The organism is Desulfitobacterium sp. LBE (assembly GCF_007830365.1).
Lineage (GTDB): Bacteria > Bacillota > Desulfitobacteriia > Desulfitobacteriales > Desulfitobacteriaceae > Desulfitobacterium > Desulfitobacterium hafniense.
Genome location: NZ_VLKD01000001.1, coordinates 1,345,036 through 1,363,131, shown reverse-complemented (window position 1 = coordinate 1,363,131; position 18,096 = coordinate 1,345,036). Strand labels below are relative to the sequence as shown.

Here is an 18,096-nt window from a genome sequence, read left to right as displayed (position 1 = left end):
GAGGGACTCCGGTGAACGGAAAGTGGTGGACGAAGGATTGGTGGGTAAGCGAATACAATTACCACGAAGAAGTAGTCAAGGATTTGCACCTTCCCCAAAAGATTGAGATACACGACGCGACGCTGCGGGATGGGGAACAGACTCCCGGCGTGGTGTTCGGCAAAGAGGATAAAGTAAGAATTGCGGAATTGCTGGCCGAAGTGGGAGTTGACCGGATTGAGGCCGGCATGCCGGCGGTATCCAAAGATGATGCCCAAGCGATTGAGGAGATCGCCAAACGCAATTTGGGACCCAAGATTATGGTATTCTGCCGGGCGATGCGGGAGGATGTGGATCGGGCCGTAGATTGCGGAGCAAATGGGATCGTTCTGGAAGCGCCCAGCGGCTATCCGAAGCTTAAATATCAATTTGCCAGTAAGTGGACGGAAGAAAGCCTGACCGAAGCCGTCATCAATACCATCAATTACGCCAAGGAAAAGGGGCTGTTTGTCAACTATTTCCCCTTTGATACGACCAGAGCGGAACTTCCTTTTCTCAAGCGGCTTCTGACCAATGTAACAACTCAAGCCAAACCGGATTCGGTAACGGTCGTCGATACCACAGGTTCGATCACTCCCACCGCCATGCGTTTTCTGGTCAGGCAGGTCAGGGAAACCATCGCTCTGCCCCTGGAAGTTCATACCCACAACGATTTCGGGCTGGGCACAGCTACGACCTTCGCCGCGGTGGAGGAAGGTGTGCAGGTCGTGCACAGCTGCATCAACGGTCTGGGCGAGCGGACCGGAAATACTGCTCTGGAAGAGATAGCTCTGGGCTTAAAGCTGCTCTATGGCATAGAGCTGCCCAAATTCAACTTCCAGAAACTGAGTGAGCTTTCCCAGGAAGTGCAAAGGATGTCCGGCAAGACCCTGGCCCAAAACAAGCCGGTGGTCGGGCTGCTGCCTTTTACCCGGGAGATTGGCTTGGGAATGAAAGTTCTGGAAGATTACCCGACGGCTGTTTTCCCATTTATGCCGGATTTTGTGGGCCAAAAAATGAAAATCGTCATGGGCAAGAAGAGCGGCAAGGAATCTGTTCTGATGAAGCTTGAAGCAGCAGGATTAAAGGCCAATGAAGAGCAGGTACAGGAAATTGTTGCGCGCACCAAAGCTGCCGGGATCGCCAAACGCAACTGGCTTGAAGACGAGGAGTTCTTGGTGATCGCACGCCAGGTATTGGACCGTTAAAGTCTTCAGGAGGATGGATATGGTTTTTACGCACCGGATCATGGAAGTGAATCTGACCACACAAACTCATGGACAATATGCCATAGATCCGAAGTGGGCCCATGATTTTATTGGCGGGCGCGGCTTGGGAATCCGCTTGCTGTGGGAGAGGACGCCTAAGGGAATCGATCCTTTGGCACCGGAAGCCGAGCTCTATTTGTTAACCGGGCCTCTTACCGGTATAGCGCCCGGGGGAGCCCATACCTGCCTCGTGTTCAAGTCCCCTCAGACCAACACCCTGAATTACTCGATCACCGGGGCACAGTGGGGTCAGGAGCTCAGGTCTGCAGGGTGGGAAGGTTTGATGATCACCGGCAGATCGGAAAGACCGGTCTATCTTTTGATCGAAGACGGTGCCGTTCAGTTCCGGGATGCCTCACACCTATGGGGACTGACCACTTTCGCGGCGGAAAAACAGTTAAGGCAAGAACTGAAAGACAGCCGGGTGAGGATACTGAACATCGGCCCCGCGGGAGAGAAGATGATTCCTTATGCTTCAGTACAGCAGGAGATGTTCCGTTCGGCTGCCCGGGGCGGCGGCGGGGCGGTCTGGGGGTCGAAGAATTTAAAGGCGGTTGCCGTGAGGGGAACCATGGCCCTTCCTGTACATAATCCGTCCCAGGCCATTCCGATTAGAAATGAAATGGAAAAAATACTCAAAGACAGCCGGACAACCATAAGGCGCACCTATGATCTGATGCGCTGGGGGGGCAGCATGACCAATATGCCTCATTCTGATGAAGGGCATCTGGATGTGGCCAATTACCGGGAAGGACATTGGCCGGAGATCCACAAGATCGGCGGGCTGGCCTACGAAAGGCTGTGCCGCGCCAGATCGAGGGGGTGTTTTGGCTGCCCAATGGGCTGTATGCCTTTGGGCGTGGTGCGGGAAGGGGAATTTTCAGGAAATGTGGTCTGCCCGGATCTTGAAGCAGCGGCTACCATGGGGTCGGGAATTCTGGTCAATGATTTGAATGCTATGGTATACCTGACGCGCTGGGCGGACGAGTATGGCTTTGACAGTACCTCTCTCGGCAACATCACCGGCTTTGCTATGGAGTGTTATGAAAATGGGTTGCTCCCTGAGGCAAAATTTGAGGGGATTGATCTCAGCTGGGGGAATGTGGAAGGAGTCCTTGCTCTTTGGCGCAGGATTCTTAACCGGGAAGGCATCGGAGCCCTCTTCGCGGAAGGGGTAAAAAAGGCTGCCGCAAAGATCGGCGGCGGATCCGAGCATTATGCTATGCAGGTGAAAGGGCGTGAATTCGCCTGTTTTACACCCCAGGCCGATCATAAGCAGGGGCTGCAGTATGCCGTCTCCGATAAAGGGCCTGCCCATCATTTCGGAGGAAAAGCGGAGCATACCCAACAGCGGACCTGGGCAGATCTGTTGACGGCCTGCACCTGGCAAAGGCGGATGATTAAACCGGAGGTTTATCTGAAGCTGCTGAATGCCGTGACGGACTGGCAGCTGCAGGCCGGGGACTGGCCATTGACCGCTAAGCGGATTTTGCTGCTGGCCCAGGCTTATAACATTCGGGAAGGGTTGCTTCCTTTACGTGACGATGTCCTGCCGGAAAGAGTTCACGTGGACAAACTGACTACGGGGATTGGAGCAGGGCAGGTATACCCGCGGGAGCAGTTTTCCATGGACAGAAAAGCATGGTATGGGGAGCTGGGCTGTGATGCCGAGGGATTTCCGACTCCGGAGGCCCTTAAGGAGCACGGGCTGGAGTTTGCCATGCCTGTTATGGAGAGTTCCCGCCGGGCTCAGTCCAATGATGTATTGAAAGGTAACTAAGGGGAGAATAAGTGTGAAGAATGAATGCTGGATTAAAACAGATGTTTTAGTGGTAGGGGGCGGTTCGGCAGGGACAATGGCAGCCCTGGAGGCGCGCAAGACCGGTCAGGAAGTGGCCCTGGTGGACAAGGGCGGAATTTATCGCAGCGGCTGTGGCGCGGCGGGGAACGATCACTTTCTGGCAGTCCTGGAGTCCGGTCCGGATTGGGATACCCCTGAGGTTTTTCTCCAATGGTATAAGCGTCTTACCCAGGGCCTGAGCGACATTAAGATTGCGGACAAGGTTTTTGTGCGAAGGATCAAATCCCTGGTCAAAGAATTGGAAGAAATGGGAATTCCCATGAAAGATCCCGGACATAAAGAGTATATCCGCACCCGCTCCTTTGCCCAGCCGGGAGATTATTTTATCAATTTTGACGGACGAGCCTTGAAACCCATGGTTTCCAAGAAAGCAGAGCAGGCCGGGGTAAAGCTTTATGCTCAAATCGCTATAACCGATCTGTTGGTAAAGGAAGGCAGGGCGGTGGGGGCGGTTGGTTTTCACATCAGAACGGGAGATTTTTATGTGTTTCAGGCCAAAGTGGTTGTTCTGGCCACAGGCAATGCAACCAGAATGTATGAAAATCCGTCGGGAATGGCCTTCAATACCTGGCATAGTCCGTACAATACCGGGACCGCCCAGGCGATGACCCTACGGGCGGGCGGCGAGGTGAAAAATCTTGAATTTGTCAACTATACGATTACGCCGAAGAATTTCAGCGCTTCTGCGTTGAACGCTGTGGTCGGGATGGGGGGACACCTGGTCAATGCCAAGGGCGAGCGCTACGTCTTTAAATACCACGAAAAGGGGGAGCAGGGACCCCGCTGGGCCATGCCATGGGGGACTTATATAGAGGAGCAGGAGGGCCGGGGGCCATGCTATTTTGATGTCAGGCATCTTTCGGAAAAGGATAAAAAGCACCTGCTTGAGCATCTGCTGCCCGTGGATAAGAATACCTTCATGGATTATTGTGAACAAAAGGGCATCGACCCTGGTGTGGACCTGATGGAAATACAAATCAGCGAAGGGCAGCATCCTGCCTTCCTGGGTTCGGTCAGCGGAATTTTCGTGGATGAGTGCTGCCGCACAACCCTGCCCGGCCTTTTCGCCGGCGGGGCCTGCGCCGTAGGAATCGGCAGTTTGGCCGGCTCCATGTGCTTCGGGCAATCGGCAGGGGCCGAGGCCGCTCAGTACGCGCTGCAGAACAGGAAAGGGGCCGAACCCTCCCCGGAACAGATTGCCGAATTAAAACAAACCGTCTACGCCCCTTATCAAAGCAGGGGAGATTACACCTATCAGGAAGCGGAAGACAAGCTGCGTCAGATTATGAGCGATTATCTCAGCATCAACCGGTCGGCGGAAGGTCTGAAAACCGGCTGGCAGGAATTGAATAAGCTGCAGGAAACCTTCGGTCTGGTTAAAGCAGAGAATGGACACGATCTGATGAGAATTCATGAGCTGAGAGATCTTCTTTTAATCAGCAAGGGTATTGCTTTCGGGGCCATGACCAGGACAGAAAGCCGTTTTGGCTTGTCACATTATCGCCGCGATTATCCGGAGACCCGGGCGGAGTGGCATAAGTCAACTCACCTGACCTGCCGGGACGGAGAGCTGCAGGTTCATTATGTTCCCGCCGACAGCTGACTTCCGGAAGAGACTTGTTTCATTGATCTGTTTCATTGATTTACGCCCAGAGAGGAGGGTGCAGGGTGCAGCCAGTTAAAATCGACTATATCCGTTGCAATGGGTGTGGTCTTTGTGAAAAGAATTGCCCGGGAGATCTGATTTTTATGGATGAAAGGACAAAAATGCCGGTAGTTAGATATCCGGAAGAATGCTGGTTATGTGGAGCCTGTCGCATGGATTGTCCTAAAGATTGCATTAAGATTGTGTTCCCTTTAGTTGCCTTATAAGAAGAATAGAAAAGGAGGGATGTTATGTTACAGGCTTCACTGGACGGGCTTTTATCACTTTTTACATTTCAAGCCATGCTGTATATGACAATCGGGGTGGCGTTCGGATTGGTGATTGGCTTTCTGCCGGGGCTCGGCGGGATTGTGGCCATGGCGTTGCTCCTGCCGTTTACCTTCGGGCTGGAACCTACGGCAGCTTTGGCCCTGCTGTTGGGAGCACACATCGCAACAATTTTCGGGAGTTCAATCAGCGGGATTTTATTTAATGTTCCGGGTGCCGCCAAAAGTGTGACGATCTGTTTTGACGGCTATCCCATGTCCCAAAGGGGTGAAGGTTCCCGGGCCTTAGGAGCGGCAGCGATGGCTTCCCTGCTCGGCGGAATTATCGGAGCGGTTTTTCTGACCTTTTCCCTGCCCTTTATGAGGGCCGTTATGCTGGCCCTGGGCCCTTCGGAATATTTCATGATGGCGGTGTGGGGGCTTACCATCATTGCCATCTTCAGTGAGGGTTCCGTGCTCAAAGGATTGGTCGCCGCCGGCCTGGGACTTTTGATTTCCTTTATAGGAATGGACCCTGTGACGAGCACCGCCAGATATACCTTTGACCTGCTCTTTTTGCTCGACGGAATCGACTTTTCAGTAGCGGTAATCGGCTTGTTCGCGGTGTCGCAGATGATTAAGCTCTATGTTAAAGGTGAAACCATCGCCCAGCTGTCCACCGTGGAAAATAAATGTACGGTCTGGGACGGGGTTAAAGACGTTTTCAGGCACTGGCGCTTAGTCATTTCATCAAGCATCCTGGGGCTTTTTATTGGCGTACTGCCGGGGGTCGGCGCCAGTGTAGGGGGTATAGCGGCTTATGGACAAGCGGTGCAAACATCCAAGCATCCGGAAAAGTTCGGTACCGGCATGGTTGAAGGCGTTATTGCCCCGGAAGCCACCAATGCAGCCAACGAGGGCGGGGGCTTGATCCCCACTCTGGGGTTCGGTGTGCCGGGGGGAGAGAGCATGACCATTCTTCTGTCCGCCTTTCTTACCATGGGTATTCAACCGGGCCGGGAATTGCTGACCACGAATTTAAGCGTCGTTTTTGCGATGGTTTGGATTATCGTTTTTGCCAATATTTTAACGACGGGAGTAGGTTTGGGGATAGCGCAAAAGTTAACCAAATTGACGATGCTTCCCCACAATATCCTGATCCCGGTGATTCTGGCCGTTTGCTTCATAGGGGCATACTCGATCCGGGGAAGGTTTGGGGATGTAGTTGTTACTGCGGTTTTCGGGGTTATCGGTTATTTCCTGGATAAGTACAAGTATTCAAGAGCGGATCTGGTGATTGGGATGGTTCTCGGCATGATGATAGAGCGCTATATGCATATATCTCTCACCCTTTATGGAAACACCTTCTTTATTACCAGACCGGTCACATTTATCATGCTGCTTATCATTATCGTTACAACCGCCTACCCGTTTATTAAGCGGTGGCGGAAATCAGCTACGACAGGAGGGGCAAGCTGATGAGCAATCTGAAAGTGAGTAAGCGGGCAGTGAGTCAAAGGACACAGGAAAATATTGTAGCGATTATCTTGTTCCTGATATTTGTTGGCTTTCTGGTGGTGTCCTTTGATTATGGATCAAGGGCCAGGATGATACCGGTACCCGTGGCGATTGCATCGTTGTTCTTGATCCTGCTCCAGTTCATCATCCAGAATACGAATACAAAACTCGATTTGAATGTCAATCCGGCCGATTTATTCAAATCTTCTCAAAGCGGGATAACAATTGAAGACGAGAAAAAGGAAACCATTGGGGTAACGGGCGGGAAGAAGCAGGCCGGAGGTTCACAATGGGTGGCGTTATCCTGGCTGGTGATCATCTTGCTCCTGATTCTTCTGATTGGGCTTATACCGGCGATGTGCGTGTTTGTCCTCGGATATCTCCTCTTGATTACTAAGATGAAGTGGCATGTCGCGGCGTGTTTCGCCGCTATAAACACAATCGTGCTGTATGTATTGTTTGTTCTGCTTTTGCAGCGGGAGATGTACGAGGGTTTGCTGCTGACATTGTTATTCCGATAGGGAGGTGATCAGACGGGATTGAATCGAAAGCTTGCCTGTGGGAAGGGATATCCGGGTGAAAAAAGGTTCAGTGTGGGGAATGATCTTCATCAAAGAATCCAAGAGTAAAATTTAGGAGGGTCAAGAGCGATGCTAAAAAGATCTAAATGGTTTGTAGTGTTCATGGTTGTGGCGTTGTTAGTCAGCAGTATTGCAGGCTGCAGCAGTTCTGCCGGTTCCACAGCTCCTGCGGGAGGAGAGAAACTTTTTTATGAGGGAAAAACGATTACTCTGATTGTACCTAACACTGCCGGCAAGGGAATGGATACCTACGCCAGGATGATTGTCCCATATATTCAGAAATATTCCGGGGCAAAAAATATTATTGTCAAGAATATTACAGGTGCCGGCGGGGTTATCGGTATTAACGATCTATGGAACGCCAAACCTGACGGGTTGACCATTGCTTTTACCAGTATACCTACAATTATTTTATCCCAGCTTTCCGAGGGTGAAGGGGTGAAGTATGACGCAACTCAATTCACTTATCTCGGAAGAGCCTCCACTGAGGCGAGGATACTGACGGTTGGGGGAAACAGCAGTATTAAAAGCATAGAGGATATAGCTGACTTAGGACGTGACTTTAAGTTCCCTACTCAAGGTACGGATGAAGACTTTTTCACCATGGCGGTCATCGCCAATAGTCTTGGCTTCGGGCTTAAAGCAATCACTGGTTACGAAGGGAATGCCGATACGGCCCTGGCCGTGGTCAAAGGGGACGGCGACGGACATATCACAGCCGCTATGGATGCAGTCACCATGATTAAAGAAGGAGATAAGCGCCCTATCCTGATTATTGCGCCGGAAAGAATGCCGGAGTACCCGGAGGTGCCGACAGCCCTTGAAGCGGTTCAAGATGAAACAGGGAAGGCGTCCTTGCAGGCAATCGTCAATATGCTCGAGATGCACAGAAGTTTCTTTGGACCGCCCAATATGGATGAAGAAGCTACCATAGCCTTACGGGAAGCAATCTTCCAGGCCTTAAACGATCCGGAATTGCAGGCTAAGGCGGAACAGACCGGATTGCCCATCGTACCCCTGAAGGGCGATGAAGAACAGGGTAAGGTGGAGATTATTGCCGAAGCCGGCAAAAATATTGTACCCATCTTAAAAGCCGCTGTTGAGGCAACAAAATAAGGGTACAGTATTGGGACATTACAAACTTATAAAGCCAAGGGCCAGGTTGAAAGCAAAGGCAGGGGGGACTGAACATGGCGCTTAAACTGATAGGACAAAACAGCCTTCAGGGGCATGGCAAAACCATGCAGGTTATGAAATACAAAGACTATTTGTACGTGGGAAACATGGTTCCAGGGATCGGTACCATCATTGTCGATGTTACCAATCCGTCTCTTCCCCTGGTGTGCGGGGAAATGCCGGCTTACAAAAACGCTCTTTGCTCAAAAGTCCAAATTGTGGATGACCTGATGATTATCAACTATGAATGCCGTACGGGGAAACCTGCCGAAAGGCTCGGATTTTCAATCTATAGTCTGCAGGACCCGAAAAACCCGCGGGAGATTGCCTATTACCATGTGGGCGGACAAGGGGTTCACCGCACCTGGTATAGCGGGGAGGAGCCTTATATCTTTGTCACGGCGGTGCCGGAAGGGTTCAGTGACCGGATGCTGCTGATTGTGGACATTAAGGATCCGGCCCATCCCCAAGAGGTCGGGCGTTGGTGGTATCCGGGCCTGTGGACGGCAGGGGGAGAAAAACCGGATCAACCCCAGGGACTGAAGTACAAGCTGCATCATGCCATGGTGCATAAGGACCGGGCTTATTTGGGAATGTGGGATGCCGGAATGTATATTTTGGATATATCTCAAATCTCAAATCCGCAAGTGGCGGGCAGCATCAATTGGGGTCCGGAAAGGGGAGGGCATACCCACACAGGGCTTCCGCTTCCCCGGCGCAATCTGCTTGTGGTAACGGATGAGGCGAAAGGACTGCCCGGAGAAGAATCTCTTAAGGCTGTCAGAATCCTGGACATCAAAGATGATAAGAACCCCAGGGTGCTGTCCGAGTTCTATGTGGAGAATGAAGATTATGGGAGATACGGGCCCCGGTTCGGACCGCATAATCTTCATGAAAACCGCCCCGGTTCCTGGCAAAGCGATGAAATAATTTTTGTTACCTGGTTTGGCGGCGGGTTAAGAGTTGTCGATATCAGCGACCCCTGCCGGCCTAAGGAGATGGATCGGCTCATACCGCCGCCGGTTGCCGGTATGCCTCCCACTCAGGTCAATGATGTCTTTGTCGGTCAAAACGGTTTGCTTTATTTAACAGACAGGGCCGGCAGCGGCATCATGATTGCCGAGTTTACCGGTTAAATAACTTTGGACAACGGGGGTAAGAAGAATGCCGAAACAGTTGCACATACGCTATGATCTTTGTACAGGGTGCAGGGCTTGTGAATTGGCTTGTGCGTTAAAAAAGGAAGCAGCCTTTTGGACGGAAACAGCTTCGATCAGAGTTTGGCAGGTTGGAACGGGGCCCCTTGATATTCCGGTTTTTTGCCACCAGTGTTCGGATCATCCCTGTGTTCAGGCTTGCCCGGCTGCGGATAAGGCCTTGTGGGCGGACGAGGAAGGCATTGTCAGAGTTCAAGAAGGGTTTTGCTTCAGGAGCCGGGGTATTGATTGTCAGAGATGCAGAAGGGCCTGCCCGGGGAATTCTATCGCCTATCATCCGGTATCCAACCTGCCCATGTTCTGCGACCGCTGCGGGGGGGAGCCGGAGTGCGCGAGAGTTTGCGCTTCCGGTGCGCTGGCAGTTACCAATAACGAAAGTTTTGACGGCAAGCATTATGCGCTGCCGGAAGAGCAGATCGTCAATGACCTTTATCTGAGATTATATGGAACAAGAATAGTAAGATAAGACAAAATTCAATGTGAAATTTAAGGAGGTCCTTTTATGTACAATCCAGTTGGAGTTGCGGCAATCGGTTTAGGACGGTGGGCCTATGTTATGGCCGATGCCTATACGAAGAGTGAAAAATTAAAGCTTGTTACCTGTTATTCCCGGACAGAAGACAAAAGGGAGAAGTTCGGCAAACGCTATAACTGCGCCGGTGACGCCACTATGGAAGCCCTGCTGGCCCGTGAAGATGTAGAGATGGTCATCATAACGGTTCCCAACGACAAGCATGCCGAAGTGATTGAGCAGTGTGCCCGCGCCGGCAAACATATCTATGTGGAAAAGCCGATTTCCGTATCCCTGGATCATGCCCAACGTATTGATCAAGTCATTAAAGAAACAGGCGTTAAGTTTCTCTGCGGTCACAGTTCCCGCCGCTTAGGCGCTTTGCGCAAAATGAAAGAGATGATTGATACCAAGGAAATCGGCGAAGTATCTTCCATTGAAGCCGTTTTCTCCAATGAACGGGGTCTGGAGCTGAAAAAAGGGAACTGGCGGGGAGAGCCCGCCACGGCACCCGGCGGTCCCCTCACCCAGCTGGGGGTTCACCAGATTGATAATCTGCAATTTCTGCTGGGACCGGTGGCCAGAGTCTTTAACTTCGGGAAACCAATGTATACCGAGGTGGAAAATATCACGGTAAATCAAACCCTGCTGGAGTTTGAAGATGGAAAACAGGCTTATTTAGGAACCAATTGGGCCTGCCCGGGCGTATTCTCCATCAATGTTTACGGCACCAAGGCCAACCTGTTTTATCAGCTGGATTTCAGCTGGTGGAGCAATTCGGATGTCACTGACGAACACTCAACCCTGATCAAACGGGAATTCGCCAGCATGAGCGATGATCCCGACAATCGGATTCTGCGGGATGTCAAAGTGGATTTCGAGTCGGTGGATCACTTGCGGGTGGAAGTGGAAGAAGTTGCGGACGTTATCCGCAACGGGGGAGAGACCGAGATCGGTGCGGAAGCCTCCCTGCGGAATTTAGCGGTGGTTTTGGCTGCGGTAAAATCCGTTCACGAGAAAAGGCCGGTAGAAATTGCGGAGATAATCGGTTAAGGCCGGACACGGACCAAGAAAGGGAACGGCTTCGTTCCCCTTCTTACATATAAACGCAGTTATATAAATGCAGAGCTATAAATGTAAAGTTATAAGTGCAAAGTGTCCGGTAGAGTTAAGGATCCGCAGAAGGGGAGAAAACGATGTACCTTTATGAATATGAAGCCAAAGAGGTTTTTAGTAAGTATGGCATACCCCTTGGGCAAAACGGCATAGCTACCAACCCTGCTGAAGCCGGAATGATCTGTGCCGGAATCGGCAAACCGGTTGTAGTAAAAGCGCAGGTCATGGCAGGCGGGCGTGGCAAAGCGGGATTAATTCTTCCGGCAGCTGACCCTGAAGCAGCCGCAAAGGCAGCGGCCCAAATTTTGGGCAAGGAGCACCATGGCGAGCAAGTCAAAAAGCTGTTGATAGAAGAGCAGATTGAGATTGCCCGGGAGGTTTATGCCAGCATTACCATGGACTTTACTGAAGGGAAACCCGTTATGATGGTATCGGCCCAAGGCGGGATGGAAATTGAGAGCTTGGCGGCAGCCAACCCGGAGCTGCTGATCAAAGAGCATATCGATCCCTGGCGGGAGGTGTTCGGCTACCGGTTAAGGGATTTGTGGCGCAGAGCAGGCTTTCGCGGCGGACAGGTTGTTGAATTGGAGAATATTTTAGGCAGGCTGGTAAGGGTTTTTCTGGAAACGGATGCCCTGACCGCAGAAATAAATCCGCTGGTGATGACACGGGAGGGAAAGATCATAGCGGCGGATGCCAAATTGATCCTGGACGATGAAGCTTCTTTCCGCAGTGAAATCATCAGGAATGCTTCCCGCCCGGAGATCAATCCACTGGAAAAGAGGGCCGGGGATTTAAATGTGACTTATGTGAGCATTGAGGAAGGGGGAGATATCGGAATTATCGCCGGGGGAGCCGGGCTATCCATGGCGACCATGGATGCGGTCTATTCGATTGGGGCCAAACCGGCCGCTTTCATCGATCTTGGCGGCGGGATATCCCGGGAAAGAATGAAAGAAAGCCTGCTTTTGATGACGGAGACCCCGAATCTGCGGGGGATCATGATCAATGTATTCGGCGGGATCAATAATTGCCTGACCATGGCCGCGGGGCTGGCGGATTTTCTGGATGAAAAGCCAACCGATATCAAAATTGTTGTTAAAATGCGGGGTCATGAACAGGAAGAAGGCTGGCGGATCTTGGAGCGGTATGGTATTCCGACGGTTAAATTCGAGACGACTGATGTAGCAATCAGGCTGTTAATGCAAGTGTTGGCGAAGGAGGTGACGGCCGGTGGGACTCATCATCAATAAGGATACCCATGTTATCGTCCAGGGGGGGACCGGGAAGCAGGGTTCCTATCACGTAAAAGCCATGCTGGAGTATGGCACTAAAGTGGTAGCGGGGGTAACCCCCGGCAGAGGGGGGAATCAGGTCGGGGGTCTTCCCGTTTATGATACGGTCCGAGAGGCCAAAGAAAGGCATAAAATTGACGCCAGCCTGATTATGGTACCGGCTCCCTTTGTATTAAGCGCGGCAATTGAAGCAATCGACGCGGGAGTGCCGCTGATCGTTATTGTAACGGAGCATATACCCGTTAGGGATACGATGAAGATAAAAGCTCTGGCCCAGGAAAAGGGATGCAGACTGCTGGGTCCCAATACGATCGGCGTCATTAATTGCCGGGAAAAAGTAAAAATAGGGATTATGCCCGGTTTCCTTTACGGCTCAGGGAAGATTGGCCTCATATCCCGTAGCGGAACGTTGAGTCATGAGACCGCTTCCAATCTGATGTTCAAAGGGTTAGGGGTAAGCACGGTGATTGGCATTGGCGGGGACCAGATTATTGGCACCGACTTTGTCGACGCTTTAAAAGACTTTAAAGAGGATCAAGATACGGAAGCCGTCGTGATGTTGGGGGAAATCGGCGGCAACCGTGAGGAGAAAGCAGCGGAATACCTGCAAAGCTGTGATTATGGAAAACCGGTCTTCTGCTTTATTGCTGGCCGTAACGCTCCCCCCGGCAAAAAAATGGGCCATGCGGGTGCGATTATCCAGGGAAGTGCAGGAACAGTCCAAAGCAAAGAGGATAAGCTGAGACAAGCCGGAGTACGAATTGCCGTAAGCTTGGAAGATTTGGTCGAAAGTGTGGCCGGGTGGAGGCAAAAGGATTAACAAAAGGATCAAAGGATCGATTTGTATGTTTATGCCGCTTAAACCTTATGGAAATTTATCTGAAAGTGTCGTCAGTCAAATCATTCAGGCCTTAAACACGGGAAATCTGAAGCCCGGTGATAAGCTTCCTCCCGAAAGGGAAATGTGTGAAATGTTTTCGGTCAGCAGGACGGTGATCCGTGACGCCTTAAAGACCCTTGCCGGTCTTGGCGTAGTAACGATCAGGCACGGGATGGGTGCTTTCATCAATGAAGTGGCGGATAAACCGGGCGATATCAGCAGGTTGGCATCATTGCTGCAAATAACCTGGGGAACCATGGAAGAGCTGTTCCAGGTCCGGGGCATATTGGAAAGCAAGGCAGTCTTTTGGTGCACGCAAAATGCCACGGATGAGGGTATCGCTGAGCTTGAGGATATCGTCCGGAGTGCTGAAAATTCGGAGAATGACTCTAAATTGGCCCTATTCGATGCCGAGTTCCATCTTAAGATTTGTGAAGCTGCCGGAAACCGTGTCCTGGTCCGGCTCATGATTAATGTTCTGGATCTTTTGGGTGAGGTCCGGGAAAAAGTCCTGATGATACCGGGGCGACAGCGTCTATCGGTGCGCGATCACCAGGAAATTGTGGAGGCGATCCGGGAGCGCAATCCCGAATTAGCCTGTCAACGAATGATTAACCACCTAAAAGACATCGAAAACGCTGTGAGCGCTGCCCTGACGGAAAGGGGGGAGAACAATCAAAACGTACCCGGTTGCCCAAATTATAAACGGCTGCCTTTAAGGTAAAGGAGAGTACCGCAGGACTATTGGCTCTAGTTTTGCCGTACTCTCTTTGTTTCTATTTACAATTTTTCTTCTATTATATATGATTAGATTGTTGTGTTATTTCTTATAGAAAAGAAACTGGATAAAAAGGTGAGTAAAATGATTATTGGCATACCAAAAGAAATTAAAATCTATGAAAATCGGGTAGGCATGCCTCCCGCCGGTGTTGACGCTCTGGTTAAGGCCGGTCACACATGTTATCTGGAGCAATCGGCGGGTTTAGGCAGTGGTTTTACAGATGAGGAATATCGAGAGGCCGGCGCCGTTATTCTTGAGACCGCCCAGGAAGTCTATGAGCGGGCGGAGATGATCGTTAAAGTCAAGGAACCCCTAAAATCGGAGTATTCTTTTTTAAGGGAAAATCAAATTCTCTTCACCTATCTTCATTTGGCACCGAATCAGGAGCTGACCCAAGCCCTTTTAGATGCTAAGGTCGTCGGCATAGCTTATGAAACAGTGGAGCTTCCCAATAAATCCTTGCCTTTGCTGGCACCGATGAGTGAAGTAGCCGGCCGCATGGCCATTCAAGTAGGGGCCCACTTGCTGGAAAAGACCAATGGCGGCAGAGGCATGCTGTTGGGCGGTGTCTCAGGGGTGGAACCGGCTAAGGTCGTGATCATCGGCGGTGGTAATGTGGGCATTAATGCGGTGAAGATCGCTGTGGGATTAGGCGCTCAGGTTATCGTGCTGGATATCAGCGGCGCCAGACTGGCCTATCTGGACGATATTTTTGGCGGCCGGGTGGTCACTTTGATGTCCAATAATTATAATATCGCTAAAGCGGTCAAGAGAGCGGACTTAGTCATTGGTGCCGTGTTGATTCCCGGGGCCAGGACCCCTAAGGTGGTCACGGAAGAGATGGTCAAAACCATGAAACCCGGCGCGGTGCTGGTCGATGTGGCCATTGACCAGGGTGGAGCCATTGAGAGTATGGATCGGGTTACCTCCCTTGATAATCCTTATTTCGTTAAGCATGATGTCATTCACTATTCAGTGGGCAATATGCCGGGTGCAGTGCCCCGGACCTCCACCATGGCTTTAACCAATGCTACGTTGCCCTATGTCTTGAAAATCGCTGATTTGGGTGCAGAAAAAGCCATGATTGAAGATGAAGCCCTGAGAAAAGGGCTGAATGCCTACAAAGGAAAACTGACGATTAAGACGGTTGCTGAGGTTCAAGGCTTAGAGTATACTCCCAGTGAAGGGCTTTTTTAGACTTAAGACGAGTTGGCGCTATCCTTTAAGAATATCCTCAAAATTATCTTTAAGAGTTTAAGGTGACCTGCAATAAGAAAAGGACCTGTGGAAACCCTTGCTGAGAAGGGGCTTTCTACAGGTCTTTTTGAGTTTGTTCCACTTCGTTGACTATCGTTCATGGCTAAGACTTTGTTTTGCCAAGGGACGATAGGGGAGCGCGGTGTATGGAATTAACCAATTCGAGTAAATTGGCGTTGGGTACCTTAAAGGGAATGGCACATTCCGGCGAAATGAGCTTTATCCCCTGTTCGATGTTCCTTCGCACTTCCTTTTTGACATCACTGGTTGAACCGTTCGTAAGGGTATAGGGATTATTGATGCTGCCGGTAAGCAAAATGTTGTCAGAGCAGATCTCTACGGCTTTTTGGATATCGTTGCGGGAATCAATATGGAAGATTTTAAAGCCTGTCTTTTTGATCAAATCCAAACGATCCATGACATTGCCGCAGATATGCAAAATAATCGGTCCCCGGTTTTCAAGTTTAGCTGCGGCAATTTTATGGATTGGCAAGACGAATTCCTCATACAACTTGGCACTAATCAGGTCGGAAGTAACATGATCCGCCCAGGTGATCATATCGGCACCCGCTTCAAATTGAGCTTTGGCGAACTCAATGGGAATACTGGACAATTCATTGATGAAATTAAAGGTCCGTTTTGGCTCAAGTATGGTATCGAGCAATAGGTTTTCCGCTCCATAAAGATTATAAGCAAGGCTCCAGGGGCCAACAACTTTACCAATGATCCCGACCTCTCCTCCTGATTGCTTTTTTAACAAGCGGATAGCCTTAAGAAGTTGTTTGCATAAGGGACGATTCAGAAAATTGGCAGGGGGTTCAAACTGTTCTACCCGATCGAACGGGCGTTTAGTTATGACCGGCATAACGGTGCCGTCCCCCCAGGATATAGTACAGCCCAGCACCTCAGCCTCAAGATGTACCGAAAAATAAGGCATTACCGTATCAAAACCCAATACATGGTGAGCGGATGCGGCAAGATCTGCCATGCTTTGGGCATCAAAGTGTGCCTTGGGAAAAAATGAATTGGTCAGTCGCATACACTCAAAGTTTGCGACTGATGTAGGGCATATTGCCGGAAAAAAGTCCAGATCATGATCATAAATGGCTGCCATTACCCGTTCTTTGGGGGTCATGTCTCCTAATGACATAAAATCGCTCCAGTCTGCTGTACTGACAGCACGAAACAGTAAGATCTATGGTTACGGTTCAATAATCGTCAGGTTATTTTGCTGCCTTAGATAAACAATCAGTAATTTTAATATTAAGGCGTCCTGAAAGGAGTTGGCAGGATCAAGTCCTGTTAAGGAATTGAGTTTGGCGATTCTGTTGTTGAGAGTATTGCGATGAACCATAATATCATGGGCCGCCCGGTTAAGATTCATGCAAGAGTCGATAAACGCTTCGCAGGACTCAAGAAGGTTATGTTCCAGAACCCCTTCGGAGTTGGTCAGGCGCTTTATCAAAGGGATAAAGACCTTATTGACAACTTGGGGGTGCAAAAAGCGGCAAATGATATCGGTTATGATACTGTCAACATTATAAAAGTTTTTATCGGGGTATTCAATTTTACCGATGGAGATGATTTCCTTTGCTTCTTCGTAGCTGCAGCGAAGCTTGGAGATAGTGTTGTAAAGGTTACCATAGGCGATCTTGAAATCCAATAAATAAGCCCCCGATAATTCCTCGCATAGACTCTCGCAAATTTTGTCCAGGGCCAGATAAACTTTGGAAATGTCATGATTGTTGATAAAGGATTTTACGATGACAATTTTATTTTCGCCCCGATAGGCACAGATATCTTGTGTATTAAAGTATTTATTGGCTTCAACTATAGAAATGATCTTTGAACGGGCATCTTCAATAATAGGCTGATAGCCAAGGTTAAGGTTGATATTAAAATATTGATTGGTTTGAAAAACCATTTCAATGCAGATGATTGACCTCAGTAAAGTGCCATCCAGCTCAGCGGTTTGGAACAGGGCAAGAGTTTTCTGGTGATTATAGGGTTGGGCCAGTAAAGAATCCACCAGCATACTGTGCCGGGAACCTTCGGATACCTTAAGTATATCCGGCAATGGCCTGTCCGGGTTGGCAACCAGCAGCTCCCCGACAGCTATGGCGGCTGTTTGGCAGCAGAGTGAAACTGCGGCAACTTTTTCGCTTTTGGCAGCTATATAGCAATAGAACATGTCGTTTTGCATAACGGAGACACAGTATAGAAAATCCTGAGCAACCCCCAGTTCTTTTGCCCCGCCTTCTATGACACGATTAAGATTGGCATGAGGATGGGAGCGAAACAGCTTGCTGCCAAGAAGAGAGCCGTCCGAGCTGATCACTACAGTACCGTTGCGATCCAGCATGTAAGCAGTAGCTTCAAAAAAAGAACTGTATTTTTGAATTGTCTCTTCCAAAACGTACCAGAGGATATCCAAACAATCACCACCAAATGTTTCCTGCTGATCTTGAGTATAAGAAAGATAAACTGAAATTGCAATATTTTGTTTATTTTTATCCTCATAATTTAGAATAAATTGACATCTTTAACTTGGTGTCTATTTTGTCTTGTGCAATATGCACATTTATTTCAAAAATTTCTGATAAAAATAACAATTATGTCTTCCTTAAGCCCTGTACGTAAACGACTTCACAAAGGTATAATGATTGACAAGGTGAGGTAATCAATGAGAAATATACATAGAAATGG

16 protein-coding genes are annotated in these 18,096 nt (G+C 49.9%); 14 read left to right on the top strand and 2 right to left on the bottom strand.

Annotated elements, in window-relative coordinates; translation table 11 throughout:
• Positions 1–11: 11 nt before the first annotated feature.
• The 14 genes from DESLBE_RS06615 (at position 12) to ald (ending at position 15,330) form a co-directional block, all read left to right on the top strand.
• Positions 12–1,226 carry a 3-hydroxy-3-methylglutaryl-CoA lyase gene (locus DESLBE_RS06615; RefSeq protein WP_144675850.1) on the top strand — a complete coding sequence of 405 codons (1,215 nt, stop codon included), beginning with the start codon at positions 12–14 and terminating at the stop codon, positions 1,224–1,226.
• Between the two features lie 19 nt (positions 1,227–1,245).
• Complete coding sequence (locus DESLBE_RS06610; RefSeq protein WP_144675848.1) at positions 1,246–3,066, top strand: aldehyde ferredoxin oxidoreductase C-terminal domain-containing protein; 1,821 nt, start codon at positions 1,246–1,248, stop codon at positions 3,064–3,066.
• 13 nt (positions 3,067–3,079) lie between these two features.
• Positions 3,080–4,750 (top strand): FAD-dependent oxidoreductase, encoded by a 1,671-nt coding sequence (locus DESLBE_RS06605; RefSeq protein ID WP_144675846.1) that lies wholly within the window; start codon positions 3,080–3,082, stop codon positions 4,748–4,750.
• A 65-nt stretch (positions 4,751–4,815) separates the two neighbouring features.
• A complete protein-coding gene (locus DESLBE_RS06600; protein WP_015943819.1) occupies positions 4,816–5,019 on the top strand; it encodes a ferredoxin family protein in 204 nt (67 codons plus the stop codon).
• A 24-nt stretch (positions 5,020–5,043) separates the two neighbouring features.
• Positions 5,044–6,537, top strand: a complete 1,494-nt coding sequence (locus DESLBE_RS06595) for a tripartite tricarboxylate transporter permease (RefSeq protein WP_005814055.1) — start codon at positions 5,044–5,046, stop codon at positions 6,535–6,537.
• Positions 6,537–7,097, top strand: a complete 561-nt coding sequence (locus DESLBE_RS06590) for a tripartite tricarboxylate transporter TctB family protein (protein WP_005814056.1) — start codon at positions 6,537–6,539, stop codon at positions 7,095–7,097. Before DESLBE_RS06595 ends, DESLBE_RS06590 begins: the two co-directional genes overlap by 1 nt.
• A 129-nt stretch (positions 7,098–7,226) precedes the next feature.
• The gene (locus DESLBE_RS06585; RefSeq protein ID WP_015943820.1) at positions 7,227–8,273 is read left to right on the top strand and encodes a tripartite tricarboxylate transporter substrate-binding protein; all 1,047 of its coding nucleotides are present in this window, start codon (positions 7,227–7,229) and stop codon (positions 8,271–8,273) included.
• A 74-nt stretch (positions 8,274–8,347) separates the two neighbouring features.
• On the top strand, positions 8,348–9,469 hold the full coding sequence (locus tag DESLBE_RS06580) for a hypothetical protein (RefSeq protein WP_011459457.1): 1,122 nt from the start codon (positions 8,348–8,350) through the stop codon (positions 9,467–9,469).
• 28 nt (positions 9,470–9,497) lie between these two features.
• Positions 9,498–10,016, top strand: a complete 519-nt coding sequence (locus tag DESLBE_RS06575; RefSeq protein ID WP_144675844.1) for a 4Fe-4S dicluster domain-containing protein — start codon at positions 9,498–9,500, stop codon at positions 10,014–10,016.
• 36 nt (positions 10,017–10,052) lie between these two features.
• Positions 10,053–11,114, top strand: coding sequence for a Gfo/Idh/MocA family oxidoreductase (locus DESLBE_RS06570; protein ID WP_144675842.1), 1,062 nt, complete (start codon positions 10,053–10,055; stop codon positions 11,112–11,114).
• 143 nt (positions 11,115–11,257) lie between these two features.
• A complete protein-coding gene (locus tag DESLBE_RS06565; RefSeq protein ID WP_018305302.1) occupies positions 11,258–12,430 on the top strand; it encodes an ATP-grasp domain-containing protein in 1,173 nt (390 codons plus the stop codon).
• A complete protein-coding gene (gene sucD / locus DESLBE_RS06560) occupies positions 12,411–13,292 on the top strand; it encodes a succinate--CoA ligase subunit alpha (RefSeq protein ID WP_018305303.1) in 882 nt (293 codons plus the stop codon). Before DESLBE_RS06565 ends, sucD begins: the two co-directional genes overlap by 20 nt.
• 25 nt (positions 13,293–13,317) lie before the next feature.
• Entirely contained in the window at positions 13,318–14,076 is a 759-nt protein-coding gene (locus DESLBE_RS06555; protein WP_144675840.1) for a FadR/GntR family transcriptional regulator, read from the top strand.
• Positions 14,077–14,214: 138 nt separating this feature from the next.
• A complete protein-coding gene (ald, locus tag DESLBE_RS06550) occupies positions 14,215–15,330 on the top strand; it encodes an alanine dehydrogenase (protein ID WP_144678627.1) in 1,116 nt (371 codons plus the stop codon).
• A gap of 163 nt (positions 15,331–15,493) precedes the next feature.
• On the opposite strand, the gene DESLBE_RS06545 is transcribed toward ald, so the two are convergent.
• Together DESLBE_RS06545 and DESLBE_RS06540 are read right to left on the bottom strand one after the other, a co-directional pair.
• Positions 15,494–16,540 (bottom strand): MtaA/CmuA family methyltransferase, encoded by a 1,047-nt coding sequence (locus tag DESLBE_RS06545; protein WP_005814073.1) that lies wholly within the window; start codon positions 16,538–16,540, stop codon positions 15,494–15,496.
• 51 nt (positions 16,541–16,591) lie between these two features.
• A complete protein-coding gene (locus DESLBE_RS06540; protein ID WP_144675838.1) occupies positions 16,592–17,824 on the bottom strand; it encodes a helix-turn-helix domain-containing protein in 1,233 nt (410 codons plus the stop codon).
• Positions 17,825–18,096 lie beyond the last annotated feature (272 nt).

Excerpts from the sequence above, each read along its gene's own strand:
- DESLBE_RS06610 (WP_144675848.1), top strand. The coding sequence starts at position 1,246 with ATGGTTTTTACGCACCGGATCATGGAAGTGAATCTGACCACACAAACT.
- DESLBE_RS06595 (WP_005814055.1), top strand. The coding sequence starts at position 5,044 with ATGTTACAGGCTTCACTGGACGGGCTTTTATCACTTTTTACATTTCAA.
- DESLBE_RS06590 (WP_005814056.1), top strand. The coding sequence starts at position 6,537 with ATGAGCAATCTGAAAGTGAGTAAGCGGGCAGTGAGTCAAAGGACACAG.
- DESLBE_RS06585 (WP_015943820.1), top strand. The coding sequence starts at position 7,227 with ATGCTAAAAAGATCTAAATGGTTTGTAGTGTTCATGGTTGTGGCGTTG.
- DESLBE_RS06580 (WP_011459457.1), top strand. The coding sequence starts at position 8,348 with ATGGCGCTTAAACTGATAGGACAAAACAGCCTTCAGGGGCATGGCAAA.
- DESLBE_RS06575 (WP_144675844.1), top strand. The coding sequence starts at position 9,498 with ATGCCGAAACAGTTGCACATACGCTATGATCTTTGTACAGGGTGCAGG.
- DESLBE_RS06570 (WP_144675842.1), top strand. The coding sequence starts at position 10,053 with ATGTACAATCCAGTTGGAGTTGCGGCAATCGGTTTAGGACGGTGGGCC.
- DESLBE_RS06565 (WP_018305302.1), top strand. The coding sequence starts at position 11,258 with ATGTACCTTTATGAATATGAAGCCAAAGAGGTTTTTAGTAAGTATGGC.
- DESLBE_RS06555 (WP_144675840.1), top strand. The coding sequence starts at position 13,318 with ATGTTTATGCCGCTTAAACCTTATGGAAATTTATCTGAAAGTGTCGTC.
- ald (WP_144678627.1), top strand. The coding sequence starts at position 14,215 with ATGATTATTGGCATACCAAAAGAAATTAAAATCTATGAAAATCGGGTA.
- DESLBE_RS06545 (WP_005814073.1), bottom strand. The coding sequence starts at position 16,540 with ATGTCATTAGGAGACATGACCCCCAAAGAACGGGTAATGGCAGCCATT.